The sequence below is a fragment of the Pseudomonas sp. B12(2026) genome (assembly GCF_057767015.1).
Genome location: NZ_CM173430.1, coordinates 128,836 through 143,141 on the forward strand (window position 1 = coordinate 128,836; position 14,306 = coordinate 143,141).

12 protein-coding genes and 3 pseudogenes are annotated in these 14,306 nt (G+C 68.1%); 1 reads left to right on the forward strand and 14 read right to left on the reverse strand.

Translation table 11 applies throughout. The annotated features are described in order from the left end of the window. Positions 1 to 74 precede the first annotated feature (74 nt). The 3 genes and pseudogenes from AC3B6A_RS00610 to AC3B6A_RS00620 all read right to left on the reverse strand — a co-directional run bounded on the left by AC3B6A_RS00610 (position 75) and on the right by AC3B6A_RS00620 (position 2,265). Positions 75 to 1,207, reverse strand: a pseudogene (locus AC3B6A_RS00610) (IS3 family transposase). A gap of 154 nt (positions 1,208 to 1,361) precedes the next feature. Continuing rightward, positions 1,362 to 1,787 carry a GNAT family N-acetyltransferase gene (locus AC3B6A_RS00615; RefSeq protein ID WP_488400394.1) on the reverse strand — a complete coding sequence of 142 codons (426 nt, stop codon included), beginning with the start codon at positions 1,785 to 1,787 and terminating at the stop codon, positions 1,362 to 1,364. Positions 1,788 to 1,941: 154 nt separating this feature from the next. After that, entirely contained in the window at positions 1,942 to 2,265 is a 324-nt protein-coding gene (locus tag AC3B6A_RS00620; protein ID WP_488400395.1) for a DUF2845 domain-containing protein, read from the reverse strand. Between the two features lie 225 nt (positions 2,266 to 2,490). Here AC3B6A_RS00620 and AC3B6A_RS00625 point away from each other — a divergent pair, with 225 nt between their 5' ends. Then, the gene (locus AC3B6A_RS00625) at positions 2,491 to 3,048 is read left to right on the forward strand and encodes a hypothetical protein (protein WP_488400396.1); all 558 of its coding nucleotides are present in this window, start codon (positions 2,491 to 2,493) and stop codon (positions 3,046 to 3,048) included. 58 nt (positions 3,049 to 3,106) lie between these two features. Here AC3B6A_RS00625 and siaD read toward each other — a convergent pair whose 3' ends face one another. The 11 genes and pseudogenes from siaD to AC3B6A_RS00680 form a co-directional block, all read right to left on the reverse strand. Then, positions 3,107 to 3,901 carry a biofilm regulation diguanylate cyclase SiaD gene (gene siaD, locus AC3B6A_RS00630; protein WP_488400397.1) on the reverse strand — a complete coding sequence of 265 codons (795 nt, stop codon included), beginning with the start codon at positions 3,899 to 3,901 and terminating at the stop codon, positions 3,107 to 3,109. 5 nt (positions 3,902 to 3,906) lie between these two features. After that, complete coding sequence (gene siaC / locus AC3B6A_RS00635; protein WP_488400398.1) at positions 3,907 to 4,287, reverse strand: biofilm regulation phosphoprotein SiaC; 381 nt, start codon at positions 4,285 to 4,287, stop codon at positions 3,907 to 3,909. Positions 4,288 to 4,312: 25 nt separating this feature from the next. Further along, positions 4,313 to 4,855: a biofilm regulation protein kinase SiaB gene (siaB, locus tag AC3B6A_RS00640; RefSeq protein ID WP_488400399.1), complete on the reverse strand. Its 543-nt coding sequence runs from the start codon at positions 4,853 to 4,855 to the stop codon at positions 4,313 to 4,315. A gap of 9 nt (positions 4,856 to 4,864) precedes the next feature. Beyond that, positions 4,865 to 6,853 carry a biofilm regulation protein phosphatase SiaA gene (siaA, locus tag AC3B6A_RS00645; protein ID WP_488400400.1) on the reverse strand — a complete coding sequence of 663 codons (1,989 nt, stop codon included), beginning with the start codon at positions 6,851 to 6,853 and terminating at the stop codon, positions 4,865 to 4,867. A 190-nt stretch (positions 6,854 to 7,043) separates the two neighbouring features. After that, positions 7,044 to 8,093, reverse strand: a complete 1,050-nt coding sequence (locus AC3B6A_RS00650; RefSeq protein WP_488400401.1) for a protein-glutamate methylesterase/protein-glutamine glutaminase — start codon at positions 8,091 to 8,093, stop codon at positions 7,044 to 7,046. 12 nt (positions 8,094 to 8,105) lie between these two features. Beyond that, complete coding sequence (gene cheD / locus AC3B6A_RS00655; protein WP_488400402.1) at positions 8,106 to 8,687, reverse strand: chemoreceptor glutamine deamidase CheD; 582 nt, start codon at positions 8,685 to 8,687, stop codon at positions 8,106 to 8,108. 1 nt (position 8,688) lies between these two features. Beyond that, the gene (locus AC3B6A_RS00660; RefSeq protein ID WP_488400403.1) at positions 8,689 to 9,534 is read right to left on the reverse strand and encodes a CheR family methyltransferase; all 846 of its coding nucleotides are present in this window, start codon (positions 9,532 to 9,534) and stop codon (positions 8,689 to 8,691) included. A 286-nt stretch (positions 9,535 to 9,820) separates the two neighbouring features. Beyond that, a pseudogene (locus AC3B6A_RS00665) lies at positions 9,821 to 11,350 on the reverse strand (methyl-accepting chemotaxis protein); the annotation flags it as partial. Between the two features lie 294 nt (positions 11,351 to 11,644). Next, positions 11,645 to 11,989 (reverse strand): annotated as a pseudogene (locus AC3B6A_RS00670) (hypothetical protein); the annotation flags it as partial. Between the two features lie 23 nt (positions 11,990 to 12,012). Continuing rightward, positions 12,013 to 12,498, reverse strand: coding sequence for a chemotaxis protein CheW (locus AC3B6A_RS00675; RefSeq protein WP_488400404.1), 486 nt, complete (start codon positions 12,496 to 12,498; stop codon positions 12,013 to 12,015). Continuing rightward, positions 12,485 to 14,305 carry a chemotaxis protein CheA gene (locus tag AC3B6A_RS00680; protein ID WP_488400405.1) on the reverse strand — a complete coding sequence of 607 codons (1,821 nt, stop codon included), beginning with the start codon at positions 14,303 to 14,305 and terminating at the stop codon, positions 12,485 to 12,487. The genes AC3B6A_RS00675 and AC3B6A_RS00680 overlap by 14 nt, the downstream gene beginning before the upstream one ends. Between the last annotated feature and the right edge of the window lies 1 nt (position 14,306).

Consider the following 14,306-nt stretch of genomic DNA (forward strand, 5'->3'; position numbering starts at 1 on the left):
CGGGGCGGTTTCCGGCTCTTTTGTAGGAGCGGACCTGTAGTGGTCCGGTTTTTCTAGACACCGCTATAGGAGCATCAAGCCGCCCGCGCCTCGAACACGGCTGGCGGCAACTGCTTCGTTGTCGAATGAAGACGCTGATGGTTGTAGTAGGTGGCGACGAATCGTGTCACATCGGCTTTGGCTTCGTGCTGGTCTCGATAGCGCCGCTCGCCTATCCACTCACGCTTCAAGCTGGCAAAGACTCGCTCCACCACTGCATTGTCCCAGCAATTGCCGCGCCGACTCATGCTCTGCACGATCTGCAAACGTCGCAGCATGTCCACAAAGCGCTCGCTGCTGTACTGGCACCCCTGATCGGAGTGGAACATCAGGCCGTTGTCCGGGTGTCGCATCGACACGGCGAGCTCCAGGGCCTGGATCACCAAATCCGTATCAGCCACGGACGAGAATGCCCAGCCCACGATTCGCCGGGCATACAGATCGACCACGATAGCCAGGTACAGCCAGCCACGCGCCGTACGCAGATAGGTGATGTCGCCGGCCCAGACCTGATTCGGGGCTGCCGGCTGGAATTGGCGATTGAGGTGGTTGGGGGCCGCCGCTGCCGGCTTGGTGTGCCGCCGATAGTGCTGATTGCGCCGTCGAGCCACCGCCAGGCCAGCCTGACGCATTAGGCGGCGAGCCCGTTGCCGACCCACCGCATGCCCCTGCTGACGCAAGGCCGCCGACATCCGGCGTGAGCCATAGGTGTGCCGGCTGCTTTCATGCAGGTCCGTGACGGCCGAGAGTAGCGGGCTGGGTGGTTTCGGGCGCTTATGACGCGCCGCGTAGTAACTGCTGCGCGCCAGTCCAAGCAGGCGACAGCAGCGCGTGACGCTCATGGCCCCCTTCACTCGGTCGATCATTTGCCAGCTCGCAGCATTTCCCGAACGAAGAAGGCCGTGGATTTTTTTAGCGTGTCACGCTCTTCCTGCGCCTCTGCCAGTGCGCGCTGCACCTGCGCCAACTGGCTCTCCAGTGCACGGATGCGCTGGGCATCATCGATGACCGAACCCGGTTGCTCAGCCCGCCATTGCGAGACCCAACGCCGCAACGCCGTCGGTCCCACCCCCATGGCCTGTGCTGCCTGCGGCACCGAGTAGCCCTGCGCTACCACCAGTTGCACTGCTTCGCGCTTGAGCGCGTCCGATAGTTTTCTATGACCCATGTAAATCACCTCAATAGTCGCGTTAGTTAACTCGCTCCTATCTCGGTGTCCAGAATTTCCGGACCACTACAACCTTGTCCGCGATCAGCCCCGCTCAAGAGCATCGCGGACAAGGTCCGCTCCTACGGGAGCTGAAAGCGGGCTCCGCTCGCGATCAGCCGAAGTGCTTCTTCAGGTAGATGCGCTGGTGCCCCGGCGGGCAGTCTTCCAGCACGCCCATGCGTTCGAAGCCCTGCTTCTCGTAGAAGCCCGGGGCCTGGAAGCTGTAGGTGTAGAGGAACAGGCCGACGCAGCCGCGGCGGCGGGCTTCGGTTTCGGCCTGGGCGATCAGTTCGGCGCCCAGGCCGTTGCCGCGCTGGTCGTCCTGCAGCCAGAGGTAGTCGATGTAGAGCCAGCCCATGCCGGATTGGCCGAACATGCCGCCGACCACTTCGCCGTCCTTGTCGCGCGCGTAGAGCTCGAAGTCGTCGTAGGTGTTGCTGCGGCCCATCTGCTCGAAGTTGTACGCGAGCAGGCCCTGGACGATCACGTTGCGCGCATAGGGGTCGACGCCGAGGGCGAAGTTGAAGGTGGTGTGCATGGGGCCCTCTGGACTGGCGAAAACGTCAGTCTAGAGAGGTGACGCCGCGATGGGTAGACGCCTTTGGTAGCGGCGGGCACGGCGGGGTGCGAACGGAGGGGCATCGCGGACGGAGTCCGCTCCTGCGCGAAGCCGGCCGGCGTGGTCATGCCGCTCAGAGCAGCTCCTTGCGCGAGGTGGTGATCGACAGCAGCTTGGTGTCGCGGAAGAACAGATACCGATAGGCGCCGTTGTTCGGGCCATACATCCAGGTCTCCAGCTGCGCCTCGCCGGGAATGAACTGGCCGTTCGCGCCGCGCCGTGGTGGGCGGGGCGGCGTGACCACACGCTTGTCGGGTTGGCCGCACTTGGCGAGGACTTCGTCCATCGGGTCGCCTTCGTTGATCAGGTGGGTGCCGCAGCGCAGGGTGCCGGCCTGGGCGCTGCCAAGGGCGAGCAGCAGGCCGGTGGCGAGGAGGGACGGCAGCCAGCGGGACATGGTGGGCTTCCTTTGCCGGGGAGATATCCACACTAGCCGTGTGGGCGTCGCTGCGTGTTGATGTGCGGCACGGGCGGCCGCGCCCTGTGGTTCTGGCGTTGAGTGAGATCAATGTGCCACTATCGTTGAGGGCCTATCCTGCGGCCCGCCCAGGGACGACATTGGTGGCCGGTTGGTGGCCAGGGGGTGCCTGGCGATTCCAATCCGCCTTTCAAAGGAGTGAGCATGCTTCGTTTTCTTTGCGTTTCCCTCTTCGCCCTCGTACTGACCGGCTGCGCCTCTTCGGCGAAGGTCGAGAACATGAGCGTCGATGCCCAGCAGGCGCATACCCGGAACTATGACGCCGGGCTGCGCGACAACCTCCAGATCGGCGAGGTCGAGGGTGGTGAGAAGACCAATCCGCTGTGGACCTCGGAGATCGATGGCGCCGACTTCCGCGCGGCCCTGGAGCAGTCGCTGGACAAGGCCGGCCTGCTCGGCGAGGGCGGCAAGGCCGCGTATTCGCTGCGCGCCAAGCTGGTCAGCGTCGACCAGCCGGTGTTCGGCTTCAGCTTCACTGTGACCTCGACGGTCCAGTACAGCCTGGTGGAGAACGCCGGCGGCCGCGTCGTCTGGCAGGAAACCGTGAAGGAGCCGTTCACCGCCGGGGTCGGCGATGCGTTCTACGGCGTGACCCGCCTGCGCCTGGCCAACGAGGGCTCCGCCCGCGCCAACATCAACACCCTGCTGCAGCGCCTGGGTGGCCTGAAGCTGGCGGCCGGTCAGGTCTCGCTGCAGAACTGACGGCAAACCCGCGTTGAAAAAAAGCCCGGCCAATGCCGGGCTTTTTCGTGCCCTGGCACTAACCCTGGCGGGGGCTGAACTCGCACTTGTCCCGCCCGCCGCGCTTGGCTTCGAGCAGGGCGGCGTCGGCGCGGCTGAGGGTCTGGGAGTAGCTTTCGCCGGGCTGGTGTTCGGCGACGCCGACGCTGGCGGTGACCGACAGGGCCTGGGTGCCCACGCGCACGGCCAGGCTGCGGATGTCGCTGCGCACGCGCTCGATCACGGCGGCGGCATCGGCCAGGCGGGTTTCCGGGAGGATCAGCAGGAACTCCTCGCCGCCCCAGCGGCCGCAGAGGTCGTACTGGCGCAGGGCGGATTCCATCGCGCGGCCGATTTCCACCAGCACGCGGTCGCCCACTTCATGGCCCCAGGTGTCGTTGACCTGCTTGAAGCGGTCGACGTCGAGCATCGCCAGCACATAGGGCTCGGCGCGGCGCTGGGCGCGTTCGCTCTCCTCGCGCAGGCGCTCCATCAGCAGGCGCCGGTTGGCGATGCCGGTGAGGGTGTCGTGGGTCGAGGCTTCCTTCAGGGCGACGTTGAGGTCGCGCATCATGTCCTGGTAGCGGTCGGAGATGCGCGCGACCTTTTCCAGCTGGCGCAGCTGCTTGTGGTAGCGCTCGGACAGCGTGGAGTTCTGCGCCCGGGCCATGGACTGGAAGCCGTCGGAGATGCGTGCGATGCGCTCCAGGCGCGCGAGCTGGTCGAGGGACTGCTGGTGCTTCATGTACAGGGCCTCGCGCAGGGGGTGCCCTTCGTACTGGGGGTCGGCCAGCAAGGCGTCGATCAGCAGGTCCAGCTCGCGCTCGCTCGTCATGGCACTTACTCGTCGTAGGCTTGGATGACGAACGGGAAGCTGCAGTCCTCGCGGAACTCCTCGGCCAGCTCGGCGACGCGCTCGTTGCGCCGGTCGTAGTGCCAGGCGACGGTGGCGGCGCGGCCTTCGCGGTGGGCCTCTTCGAGCAGGTCGAAGATGTCCATCATGGCCTTGATCGAGCTGGTGTTGAGGTACAGCAGGCGCAGGTCGAGGGCGAGCGGGCGTTGTGCCTCGCCGAGGAAGCGCTCGACCCATTCGATCACCTGGCCGAACAGTTCATAGGAGTTTTCCGGGTAGGAGTCGCCCTGCATCGTGAGGATGCCGGCCTGCCAGTCGCCGTGGATCGCTGGGGTTGACTGGGTTCCGGTGACGTTGAGATCGCTCATGTCTGGGTGTTCCTGAATTCGCGGGTCAGATCACGGCGCGCAGGCTGAAGAAGGCGCGGCCATCGGGTTGTTCGGTGAGGGAGGTCAGCAGCGGCGCGCTGGATTTGCGGGCGATGTCCAGCAGGCCCAGGCCGGCGCCGGTGGCGGCTTCGGCGTCGCGCGGGCGGCGCAGCTGTTCCTTGTAGGCGGCCTTGAGCTGGGCCTTGTCGAACCCGGCGATGGCCTCGATGCTGCGCACCAGGCTGCGGCCGTCCTCCAGCTCCACCAGGTTGCCGGCGGAGACCACGTAGTGCCCCTCGTCGTTGCGCGCGATGGCGACGGTGGCCGAGGCCTCCTGCTCGCCGTAGCCGCGCAGGGCGGCGTAATGGCGGATGTTCTGGGTCATCTCGATGTAGACGGCGAACACGTCCATGGCTTCGCTGGGGTGCGCCTGCTCGGCCTGCAGGTAGTTGCGCAGGGCGTGGCCGATTTCTTCGATCAGGCTGCGCGAGATGGGCCCGTTGAAGCTGAGCAGGATGCGTTTGCGGGTGTAGCTCTCGCGCATGGCCAACAGATCTAGCGATTCCATGGAGTACCCCTAGTCGAATCGGAAGGAGAGGATGGTGATGTCGTCGCGCTGCGGACGCTCGCCCTGGTAGCGGGCCAGGGTGGCGGCGAAGACGTCCGCCTGCTCGGCCAGCGGTCGGCGCGCATGGTTGCGTAGCATATCGGCAAAGCGGCTGTTGCCGAAGCCGAAGCCGTGTTCGCCGCCGGCCTGGTCAAGGAAACCGTCGGTGCACAGGTAATAGGTCCAGCCCGCCTCCATGGGGATCTCGACGTCCTGGTAGTCGCCCTGGCGCTTGTCGCCGATGGCGCGGCGCGCGCCCTTGTATTCGCGCACGTCGCTGCCGTCGCTGGCGAACAGGGAAATCTTCGCGCCGGAGAAGTGCAGCAGCTTGCGCTGGTGGTCGACGCGCACCAGGCCCGCGTCCATGTTGGTGGCCAGCGAGTGGGCGAACCCTTCCTGGCTGAGCATGCCGCGCATGACGTGGTCGGTCTCGTGCAGGATGGCCGCCGGGTCGTGGCTCTGCACGCTGTCCACCGCGTGGTCGATGGCGGCCAGGGCGAGCATGGTCATCAGCGCGCCGGGCACGCCGTGGCCGGCGCAGTCGACCACGCCGATCAGGCTGTCATGCGGGCCTTCGCGGTAGATGTAGAAGTCGCCGCCGACCACGTCGCGCGGCTTCCACAGGACGAAGTGGTGCTCGCCCAGGGACTTCTGCAGCTGGCGGTCGGGGAGGATGGCGCGCTGGATCAGGCTGGCGTAGTCGATGGAATCGCCGATCTTCTTCTGCGCGGCGGCCATCTCCAGGTTGGCGGCTTCCAGCGCCTGGGTGCGCTGGCGCACCTTGCCTTCCAGCTCCTCGGTGTGCCGGCGTACCTGGTCGGCCATGCTGGCGAAGGCGGACGACAGCTCGCCGATCTCGTCCGCGCGGGTGCGCGGCAGCGGGCTGTCGTACTGGCCGGCGGCAATCGCCTTGGCCGACTGCTTGAGGCCGCGCAGCGGGCGCAGCACCAGCAGGTCGACGGTGTAGGCGAAGCCGAGCAGGAGGATCGCCAGCAGCCCGACCAGGGTGCCCGCCAGCGGCCAGATCCAGCGGCTGTCGAGCACCTGCGCGGCGTGCAGGTCGACGGCGCTGAGCACGTGCCAGCGCAGCTGCGGGATGTAGGCCATGGCCAGCAGCTGCTCCTTGCCGTCCAGCGTTCCCCAGGTCGTCGTCACTTCGCCGGGGCTGGCCTCGGCCTGGCGCATGGCCTGGCGCAGGTGGTCGCGCTCGCGGTCATTGGCCAGCAGGTCGAACACGCGGTGCTGCGCCTTGGCGCCGGCGCCGGAGGAGTAGGCGATCAGCTGGGTGTCCGGGTGCGCCTGGATGGCGCCGTCGGGGTCGACGATCATCGGCGTCACGCCGGCCTCGCGGCGCGAGATGAACTGGTCGAGGAACTCGGTGAGGTCCAGGCCGCCGCCGGCCAGGCCGACCTTCTCGTTGCCGGCGCGGACCACCATGTTGAACCAGACCTTGGTGACCTTGAGCTTGGCGTCGTAGTTGATGTTGATGTTGTACGGCTCGTCGCGCGCCAGGGTCTCGAAGTACCAGCTGTCCTGCGGGTCTTCCTGGCCCAGGGTGTAGCGCGGGGCGTTGGACAGCGGCGAGTTGGAGTCGTTGAAGTAGTAGTGGCGCGAGGCGTCCACCACGACGAAATAGGAGTAGTTGTGGTGGTCGGCGCGGAAGCCCTCGGCTTCGCGGAAGAACAGCGCGCGGCGCGCCGGGTCGTTCTCCGCGAGCATCCAGTCCTGCGTCACCACCGACTCGGCCAGCCGCCGCGACAGCGCGAGTTCGCGGATCACCGGGGCGATGATCTTCTGCTGGTTGAGCAGGGTGAAGTTTCTCGCGAAGGCGAGGCCGAAATGCGTGCGGATGTCCTCCATGGCCTTCCAGCCCAGCAACACCGCCGGTACCAGCGCCAAAAGACAGGCGATGAGCAATGCCACCACCGATTTACCGCGCAACCCCCATCTTGCCGCCATGGATCCCTCAGATACCGTCGCCCGCCGTCTGCCGGTCTTTTGGCGAAAACCCAATTGTGCATTTTGTATACGGTCACAATCAAACCCAATTGATGGCAGGTAGCCATTAATTTGACGTCAGTCAACCGGCTTCCGGAGTCTGGTCACTGCCCGAAACAACGCACGGGCGGCGTGCGATTGCCGCGCGCCGCTAGACGCGATTGCCGCCGCCGCTCTGCCGGGCCTGGTGCAGCAGGGCGGCGGCGATGCGCTCCAGCGGCAGGATTTCCTTCGCCGCGCCCAGCTCCGCCGCCTCGCGGGGCATGCCGTAGACCACGCAGCTGGCCTCGTCCTGGGCGATGGTGTGGCCGCCGGCCTGGCGGATGGCCAGCAGGCCGCGCGCGCCGTCGCGGCCCATGCCGGTGAGCAGCGCGGCCAGCAGGTTGCGCCCGGCGCAGCGGGCGAGGGAGTCGAACATCACGTCCACCGCCGGCCGGTGGCCGTTGACCGCCGCCTCGCGCTGCAGGTGCGCGACGTAGTTGGCGCCGCTGCGCCGCACCTCCAGGTGGAAGTCGCCGGGGGCGATGAGCACGTGGCCGGGGAGGATGCGGTCGCCGTCGCGGGCCTCGCGCACGCTCAGGTGGGTCTGGCGGTCCAGCCGCTCGGCGTAGGAGCGGGTGAAGCCCGGCGGCATGTGCAGGGTGACCACGGTGCCGGGGCAGTCGGGCGGCAGCCCGAGCAGCACTTCCTTGATCGCCTCGGTGCCGCCGGTGGAGGCGCCGATGGCGATGATCTTCTCGGTGCTCAGCAGCGGCCCGGCGGCCGCCACGCCCGCGCTGGCCGTAACGCCGGGCCGGCGCAGCCGCGCGCGGGCGGCGGTCTTGAGCTTGGCGCGGATTTCCGCGGCGTAGGCCTGCATGCCCTCGACGATGGCCAGGCGCGGCTTGGCGATGAAGTCGATGGCGCCCAGCTCCAGGGCGCGCAGGGTGGCCTCGGAGCCCTTTTCGGTGAGCGAGGAAATCATCAGCACCGGGGTCGGCCGGCCCTTCATCAGCTTGTCGAGGAAGGTCAGGCCGTCCATGCGCGGCATTTCCACGTCGAGGGTGATCACGTCCGGCGCGTGCTGCTTGATCAGGTCGCGGGCGACGAAGGCGTCCGGCGCGCAGCCGACCAGCTGCAGCTCCGGGTCGCCCTGGATGATGTCCCTGAGCAGGCTGCGGACCAGCGCGGAATCGTCGACCACCAGAACCCTGACCACCATGGCGCTTCCCCTTCAGAACAGATCGATGGTCCCGCCGCGCGCCTGCCCGGCCAGTTGCCGGCGGTACTGCCGCTCGCGCTGCAGCAGCGTGTCGTTGGCCAGCACGCGCAGCTTGCGCACCAGCACCCGGCCGCTGCCGGGAAAGAAGTAGACCTTGCGCGGATGCACGTCGAGCAGGTCCTGGGCGAGCACCGGAATGCCCTCGGCGCCCAGGTAGTCGAGGACGAACTCGACGTTGCGCTGGCCGACGTCGGCGCTGAGGTTCTGCAGCACCGAGCCGCCGCCGAACACCTTGGCCTCGAAGTGCCGGCGCTGGCCGCCGCGGCGCAGCAGGGCGCTGATCAGCAGGTCCATGGCGTGCACGCCGTAGCGCCCGGCGCTGGACAGCAGGCAGCGGGTGCCGGTGTCGCCGGGCAGCATGAAGTGGTTCATCCCGCCCAGCCCGCTGCTGCGGTCGCGCAGGCACACCGAGACGCAGGAGCCGAGCACGGTGACGATCACCAGTTCCTCGTCGGTGACGAAGCACTCGCCCGGCAGCAGCTTGACCGCGTCCAGGCCCAGGCGCGGATCGTGGTAGCGGTTGGGCGCGCTCATCTCACGCGGGCCCCGCCGCCTGGTAGGTGGTGCGGCCCACCGAGCGCACCAGGTGGGCGGCGTGGACGAAGTTCTCCGAGTGCCCGGCGAACAGCAGCCCGCCGGGGCGCAGCAGGCCGACCATGCGTTCGAGCAGGCGGGTCTGGGTCGGCTTGTCGAAGTAGATCATCACGTTGCGGCAGAAGATCGCGTCGAGCCCGCCGGCGATGCCCCAGTGGGCGTCGAGCAGGTTGATCTGGCGGAACTCCACCAGCTGCCGCAGCTCGCCGACCACCCGCGCCTTGCCGGCGTTGACGCCGGTGCCGCGGAGGAAGAAGCGCTTCCGCTGGCTGGCGCTCAGCGCTTCCAGGCGCTCCAGCGGGTAGACGCCCTGGCGCGCGCTGTGCAGCACGCCGGTGTCGATGTCCGAGGCGACGATCTGCACCGGCGGGGCGAAGCTGCCGAGGGCGTCGACCAGGGTCATGGCGATGGAGTAGGGCTCCTCGCCGGTGCTCGACGCGGCCGACCAGAGGCGCAGCGGGCGGTGCCCGCGCAGCTGCTCGCCGGCGAAGCGCGCCAGGTGCTCGAAGTGGTGGCGTTCGCGGAAGAAGGCGGTGAGGTTGGTGGTCAGCGCGTTGACGAACTGCTGCCACTCCTCCTCGTGCGCCTCCAGGTAGGCGAAGTATTCGCCGAAGCTGTTCAGCCGCAGGCTGCGCAGGCGCCGCGACAGGCGGCTGTAGACCAGCTGCTGCTTGTTCTCCGAGAGGCTGATGCCGGCGTGCCGGTACAGCCGCTCGCGCACCTGCTGGAAGTCGCGGCGGGTGTAGAGGAACTCATGGTCGGGGGCCGGCAGGCCGGGGTTGGGCATGGAGTCGTTCCGTGTGTTCGGATGTTCGGGTTCGCTGGAGTTGGGTGGAGGTCCGGCGCGGGGGCATTGCCCTCACCCCAGCCCTCTCCCGGAGGGAGAGGGGCAGGTTCGTAGGATGGGTGGAGCGGAGCGATACCCATGTCGGCCGAACACCGGATCGATGGGTATCGCTTCGCTCCACGCCATCCTACGGCCCAGGGAACCTCGTGGCCGCGACCATCCCTGGTCAGCGCGCGGCGGCCGGCCCTCCCATTGCTCCGGACGCCGCCGTCCCTGCCCCGCCCGATCAGAACTCTTCCCAGTCGTCCTCCTTGCCCTTGGCCCGCACCGCCTTGGCCACGCCGCGCGCGGCGCGGGAGCTGTGCGCCGGCGCCTCGGCGCGCGCCGGGCGGGCGGCGGCCAGGGGCACCACGGTGGCCGAGCTGTCGAGGCGGAACACCGCCACCGACTGGTTGAGCAGCCCGGCCTGCTCCTGCAGGGCCTCGGCGGAGGCGGCGGCTTCCTCCACCAGCGCGGCGTTCTGCTGGGTCATCTCGTCCATCTGCGACACCGCGCCGTTCACCTCCTCGATGCCGCTGCTCTGCTCGGCGGAGGCGGCGGCGATCTCGGCCATGATGTCGGTGACGCGCTTGATGGCGACCACGATGTCGCTCATGGTCTGGCCGGCCTGGGCGACCAGGGTGTTGCCGTTCTCCACCTTGTCCACCGAGTCGTTGATCAGCGTCTTGATCTCCTTGGCGGCGGCCGCCGAGCGCTGCGCCAGGGTGCGCACCTCGCCGGCCACCACCGCGAAGCCGCGGCCCTGTTCGCCGGCACGCGCCGCTTCCACCGCGGCGTTGAGGGCGAGAATGTTGGTCTGGAAGGCGATGCCGTCGATCACCCCGATGATGTCGGCGATCTTGCGCGCCGAGTCGTTGATGGCCGACATGGTGCCCACCACCTTCTGCACCACGCTGCCGCCCTGGGTGGCGACTTCCGAGGCGTTGACCGCCAGCGAGTTGGCCTGCCGCGCGTTCTCGGCGTTGAGTTTCACCGTGCTGGTCAGCTCCTCCATGCTCGACGCGGTTTCCTCCAGGCTGGAGGCCTGCTGCTCGGTGCGGGTGGACAGCTCGGCGTTGCCGCTGGCGATCTCGCTGGCGGCGGTGTGGATGGTGTCGGCGGCCTCGCGGATCTGCCCGAGCATGCGCGACAGGCTCTGCGTGGTCTCGTTGGCGTAGTCCTTGAGCTCGCCGAAGGTGCCCTGGTAGTCGGCGTCGATGCGCTGGGTGAGGTCGCCCTGGGCCAGCGCGCGGAGCATCCGGGTGACGTCGCGCAGGCCGTTGTCGGCGGTCTCGACCAGGCTGTTCAGGCCGGTGGCCAGCTTGAGGAAGAAGCCGTCCTTGTTGGCGGCCTCGATGCGCTTGCTGAAGTCGCCGGCGGCGGCGGCTTCGACCAGTCCGGCCACCTCGCGCTCGACGTTCACTTCCAGCGTGCGGTCGTTCCATTCCACCACCGAGCCGAGGCGCTCGCCGGTATCGCTCATGACCGGGTTGGCCACCAGGCCGAAGGTGCGCCCACCGACTTCGATCTGCGCGCGGTAGGTGCTGGTAAAGGTGGCGAGCAGGCGCTGCTGGTGCTCGGGGTGCTTGTGGAACTGGTCGATCGAGCCCCCCATCAACCTGCTCACCGAGAAGTTCGGCAGTGCCTTGCGCACATCGGCCTCGGCGTTCTGCAGCATGGCGGTGACGGTCTTGTTCATGTAGATGATGTTGCGCTCGCCGTCGGCGATCATCACGTTGGTGCTGCAGTTGTCCAGGGCGCTCTTGATGCGTGCGTTCTCCCCGGCGATGCGTTGCTCGCGCTCGCGGGCGGCCAGCTGCTCGGTGATGTCCTGCCACTCCACCACTGAGCCGATGCGCTCGCCGGTTTCGCTGGTCACCGGGTTGGCGACCACGGTGAGCGTGCGTCCGCCCAGCTTGATCTTCGCCTCGTAGGTGCCCGTCAGACGGTCCAGCAGGCCGCGCTGGTGCCCCGGGTGCTTGTGGAAACGGTCGATGCTGCCGCCGAAGATGTCGCTGGCGCGGAAGTCCGGCAGGTCCTTGCGGATATCGGCTTCGGCCGTGCGGAACATCTGCCCCACCGCCTGGTTCATGTAGACGATGTTGAAGTCGCGGTCGGCGATCATCACGTTGGCGGTGACGTTGTCCAGCGCGCTTTTGATGCGGGCGTTCTCCGCGACGGCGTGGGTCATGGCTTGCAGGCGCTCGCGCAGGGCGTCGGCGGCCTGGGCATTGTCCGCCTGCTGCTGGCGCAGGTTGCGTTGCAGCCGAGCGAGGGCGTCGTAGACCCGCGCCCAGGTCGGATCGTCGCCCTGGCCGATCGGCTGGTCGAGTGTGCCGTCGGCCAGGCCCTGGATCAGGCTGGCCAGGTGCTCGGCGCGAAGCTGTGCTTGTGCTTTGTTGTTGAACAGACCCATGGATTTTCCCCTGCGTGTGCGGTTCAGGCTGCAGCTTCATCGACCAGCGCCATTTCCCGGCTGGTCATGAGTTGTTCGATGTCCACCAGGATCAGCATGCGCTCGCCCGCGGTGGCCAGGCCGAGCAGGTATTCGGTATTGAAGCTGGCGGCGAACTCCGGCGGCGGCTTGATCTCCTCGGCGGACAGGGCGATCACGTCGGAGACCGAATCCACCACCGCGCCGACGATGCGCCGGCCGACGTTGAGGATGATCACCACGGTGAACTGGTCGTAGCTGATGTCGGCCAGGTTGAACTTGATGCGCAGGTCGACGATGGGAACGATGGCGCCGCGCAGGTTGATCACGCCCTTGATGAAGGCGGGCGCGTTGGCGATCGCGGTGACCTGGTCGTAGCCGCGGATTTCCTGCACGCGCAGGATGTCGATGGCGTACTCCTCGCGTCCCAGGGTGAAGGTCAGGTATTCCTGCGCGGGACTGGCCGCGAGGCTGGCTTCAGTGGCGCTCATGGGTGCTCTCTCCTTGTGCCGCCAGGCGCGGCAGGGCGTCGACATCGAGGATCAGGGCGACGCTGCCGTCGCCCATGATGGTGGCGCCGGCGATCCCGTCGATCCGGCGGAAGTTCTGTTCCAGGCTCTTGATCACCACCTGCTGCTGGCCGACCAGCTCGTCCACCTGCAGGGCGAAGCTTCTGCCCTCGGATTCGAGGATCACCACGATGGCGCGCTCCGGCGGCAGCGGCGCGGCGTCGATGCGCAGCAGCGCGTGCAGGGAGAACAGCGGCAGGTACTCGCCGCGCACGCGGATCACCGCCGCCTCGTCGCCGGCCATGCCGCGCACGTCGTCGGCGCGGGCCTGCAGCGACTCGACGATGTAGGTCAGCGGGATCACGTAGTTGACCTTCTCCACCGCGACGATCAGGCCGTCGAGGATGGCCAGGGTCAGCGGCAGGCGGATGCACAGGCGGGTGCCCATGCCGGCCGCCGAGTCGATCTCGATGCGCCCGCCCATGGCCTGGATGTTGCGCCGCACCACGTCCATGCCGACGCCGCGCCCGGAGAGCTCGGTGACGGTCTCGGCGGTGGAGAAGCCGGGCATGAAGATCAGCTGCCAGACCTCCGCGTCGCTCGTCGAATCGTGCACCGCCAGGCCCTTTTCGCGGGCCTTGGCGAGGATGCGCGGGCGCGACAGGCCACGGCCGTCGTCGGAGATTTCCACCACCACGCTGCCGCCCTGGTGGCTGGCGGCGAGCTTCACCGAGCCCTGCGCCGGCTTGCCGGCGGCCAGGCGCTCGGCGGGCGTCTCGATGCCGTGGTCGATGCTGTTGCGCACGATGTGGGTGAGCGGGTCGCTGAGCTTTTCGATGACGCTCTTGTCCAGCTCGGTGTGCTCGCCCTGGAGGATCAGCTCGACCTGCTTGCCCAGCCGCGCCGAGGTGTCGTGCACCAGGCGCGGGAAGCGGCTGAAGATGAAGCTGATCGGCAGCATGCGGATCGACATCACCGATTCCTGCAGGTCGCGGGTGTTGTGCTCCAGTTGCGCCAGGGCCTGCTGCAGGCGCTCGCAGCGCGTGGGGTCGAGGTCCTCGCTGAGCTGGCTGAGCATGGCCTGGGTGATCACCAGTTCGCCGACCAGGTTGATCAGGCTGTCGATCTTCTCGACGCTGACGCGGATCGAACTGGACTCGCCCTCGCCACGGCTGTCCGCGCGGGTTGCCGCCACGGGTTTGGCTGGCGCCGGGGGCGGAGCGGGCGCCGCGCTGGCGGCGGCCGGGGTGCCGGGGGCGTCGTCGAAGAAGCCGAAGTCGTCGCCGGCGGGCGTGCCCGGAGCCTCATCGAAGAAGCCGAAGGCATCGTCGCCGGCCGCCTCGGACGTGCCCGGCGCCGCGTCGAAGAAACCGAAGCCGTCGTCCGCCGCGCCGCTCGCCGGTTCCGCCAGCCAGGCGCGCAGGCGTTCCACCGTGGCCTGCACCGGCACGCCCGGGTCCGGGCGCTGCTCGCGGTGGGCGTCGAGCAGGCGCTGCAGCACGTCGCGGGCTTCGAGGAACACCCCGATCATCTCCGCGCGCAGGGCGGTCTGCCCGCAGCGGATGCGGTCGAGCAGGGTTTCCAGCTCGTGGGTGACGGCGCTCAGGTCGTCGAAGCCGAACATGCCGCTGGAGCCCTTGATCGAGTGCGCCGCGCGGAAGATGCCGTTGAGTGCCTCGGCGTCCGGCGCATCGAGGTCGAGCCCGATCAGCAGGAGTTCGAGGGTGGCCAGGTGTTCGTCGGTTTCCTCGAAGAACACCTGGAGGAACTGTTCCATCCCGGTTGCCATC